General features: G+C 75.1%; 3 protein-coding genes. All 3 read right to left on the bottom strand.

The window, feature by feature from the left end; genetic code table 11:
* Window positions 1-761, bottom strand: a 761-nt coding sequence (locus ACYVE9_RS21890; protein WP_461029599.1) for an AAA family ATPase, incomplete at its 3' end; no start/stop codon positions are given.
* A complete protein-coding gene (locus ACYVE9_RS21885) occupies window positions 758-1921 on the bottom strand; it encodes an exonuclease SbcCD subunit D (RefSeq protein WP_461029598.1) in 1164 nt (387 codons plus the stop codon). The genes ACYVE9_RS21890 and ACYVE9_RS21885, both read right to left, overlap by 4 nt.
* A gap of 180 nt (window positions 1922-2101) precedes the next feature.
* Window positions 2102-2617, bottom strand: a complete 516-nt coding sequence (locus ACYVE9_RS21880; RefSeq protein ID WP_461029600.1) for a metallophosphoesterase family protein — start codon at window positions 2615-2617, stop codon at window positions 2102-2104.
* Window positions 2618-2713: the final 96 nt, after the last annotated feature.

Here is a 2713-nt window from a genome sequence, read left to right as displayed (position 1 = left end):
ACCGCCGCCCAGCCGAGTACGGACCCGGTGAGTCCGGCCTCGCCGGCGGACAGCTCCGGCAGCGGGTACTCGTCCGAGGCGTCACCGGCCGCCTGCCGCATCCGGTGGGCGAGCGCGATCAGGTGTTCGTCGGCCGTCCTGAGCCGCTGCTGGGCGCGGGCCCGCGACTCCGCGAGGTGGCGCTCCACGGCCGCGAAGCGGCTGGTGTCGAACAGCCGGCCCAGCAACTGGGCGCGTTCCTCGGCGCCGGCGCGCAGGAACCGGGCGAACTCCCCCTGCGGCAGCAGCACCACCTGGCAGAACTGCTCCCGGCTCATGCCGAGCAGATCGAGGATCTCGTCGCCGATCTCCTGGTGCGAGCGGCTCAGCGCCTTCCAGGAGCCGGCCTCCGGGTCGTACTCGCGCAGCCAGGACTGGGCCTTGTCGGTGGTCCAGCCGCTGCCCCGCAGCTTGCGCCGGGGCTGCTCGGGGCGCCGGGTGATCTCCAGGCGGCGCCCGCCGACGGTGACGTCGAGCACCACCTCGGTGGCGGTGCCGGCCGGCGCGTGGTCGCTGCGCAGCCGACCGGGCCCCTGGCTCTGCCGGGCGCCCGGTACCGAGCCGTACAGCGCGAAGCACACCGCGTCGAGCACCGACGTCTTGCCCGCGCCGGTGGCGCCGTGCAGCAGGAACAGGCCGGCCGCGGAGAGGTGGTCGAAGTCGATGTGTTCGGTGGTGCCGAACGGGCCGAAGGCGGTGAGGGTGAGCCGGTGCAGTCTCAACGGTCCGCCCCCGCTGCCTCGTCGATCCGGGCGGCCTCGAACGCCTCGTGCAGCAGCGCTGTTTCGGCCGGGTCCGGTCCGCGTCCGGCACGGACGTGGGTGACGAAGTCGCGCGCGATCTGCCGGTCGTCGCGGCCCCGGACGCGGTGGGCGTACGAGCCGTTGGCCTGTTCCGGGGCGCCTTCGGGGTCGAAGGCGAGGTGCAGCAGGTGCGGGAAGCGGGCGGTGAGCCGGGCCATCGGCTCGGCGGGACGTGCCGGGTCGGTGAGGGTGGCCTCCACCCAGGCCCCGGTGTGTCGTTCCAGCTCCGCGTCCTGGAGCAGGTCCTCCAGGGTGCCCCTGACCCGGGCCAGGGGGCGGGGCACCGGGCAGTCGATCCGTTCGGTGCGCAGCTGACCGGCGGGGCCGAGGTCGACCAGCCACATCGACTTGCGGTGGGACGCCTCGGAGAAGGAGTAGGCGAGCGGCGAACCCGAGTAGCGCACGCGGTCGTTGAGGACCTGGCAGCCGTGGAGATGCCCGAGGGCGACGTAGGCCGGGCCGTCGAAGACACCGACCGGCACGGAGGCCACGCCGCCGGCGGTGATGTCGCGTTCGCTGTCCGAAGGGCTGCCGCCGGTGACGAAGGCGTGCGCCAGCACCACACCGCGGGTGTCCTCGGGGCGCTCGGCGAGATCGGCCCGCACCCGGTCCATGGCGGCGCCCAGCACTGCCGGGTGGTCCGCCCGGGGGGCCCGGAACTCGTCGCGCACCAGGGCGGGTTCGAGGTAGGGCAGGCCGTAGAACGCCACGTCGCCGTGCTCGTCGGCGAGCACCACGGGCGTGCCGCAGCCGGCCGGGTCGGTGCGCAGGTGCACGCCCGCCCGGTCGAGCAGGCCGGCCCCGACACCGAGCCGGCGGGCCGAGTCGTGGTTGCCGGAGATCATGACGGTGGGCACGCCGAGCGCGGCCAGCCGGTGCAGCACGTCGTCGAACAGTTCGACGGCCGGCAGCGGCGGCACGGCCCGGTCGTAGACGTCCCCCGCGACGAGCACCGCGTCGACGCGGTGCGTGCGGACCGTCGCCACCAGGTGGTCGAGGAACTCCCGCTGGGCGTCCAGCAGGCTCACGCGGTGGAAACTCCGGCCCAGGTGCCAGTCGGAGGTGTGCAGGAGGCGCATGGTCCACGACCCTAAGCCCCACCACTGACAGCGGGTGCGCGAACCGGCAACAGTCCCGAGCGGGGACGGGTCCGTGGCGTTCGGGTCCGGGGGCGTTCGCCGGGGCGCCGTGTCCGGTTCGGCGCGGGGCCGGTGCCCGGTTCGGCTCGGCCGACCCGTGCCGGCCGGTGTGCCCGCCGGTCAGCGGCGGGGCGGCAGCCGGTGCAGCGTCACGCGGGTCAGCTCGCCGTCGGCGGCCTCCGCCGTCATGTAGGTGCAGTACGGCTGCGCGCGTCGGTCGGTGGGTGATCCGGGGTTGAGCAGCCGCAGTGTTCCGCCGCCGGGACGGGCGGCGGCGGTGTCCCACGGGATGTGGCTGTGGCCGAAGACCAGCACGTCGGCGTCGGGGTACCGGTCTGCGCAGCGCTGCTCCCGGCCGCGTGCGGGGCCGGTCTCGTGCACCACCGCGAAGCGGACCCCGCCGAGTTCGGCGCGGGCGGTCTCGGGCAGGCGCTCCCGCAGCTCGTCACCGTCGTTGTTGCCGTACACGGCCACCAGGGTGCGCGCCCGCCGTTCCAGCAGGTCGAGGGTGGCGGTGTCCACCCAGTCCCCGGCGGGCACGACCACGTCGGCCTCGGCGACGCGGCTCAGCAGTTCCTCCGGGAGCTGCTTGGCGCGGCGCGGAAGGTGGGTGTCCGACATCAGCAACAGGCGCACCCGTTCAACGTACCCCGCGCCGGGTGACGCATCCTGTCGGCCGTGCGCCCGCTGCCGCCGAGCGCCCTGGGCGGCGAGCGGCGGGCCGGGGGCCGG

Source organism: Streptomyces sparsus (assembly GCF_054776295.1).
Note: the sequence above shows the minus strand (reverse complement) of the source record. Positions and strands in the feature narration are given on the sequence as shown.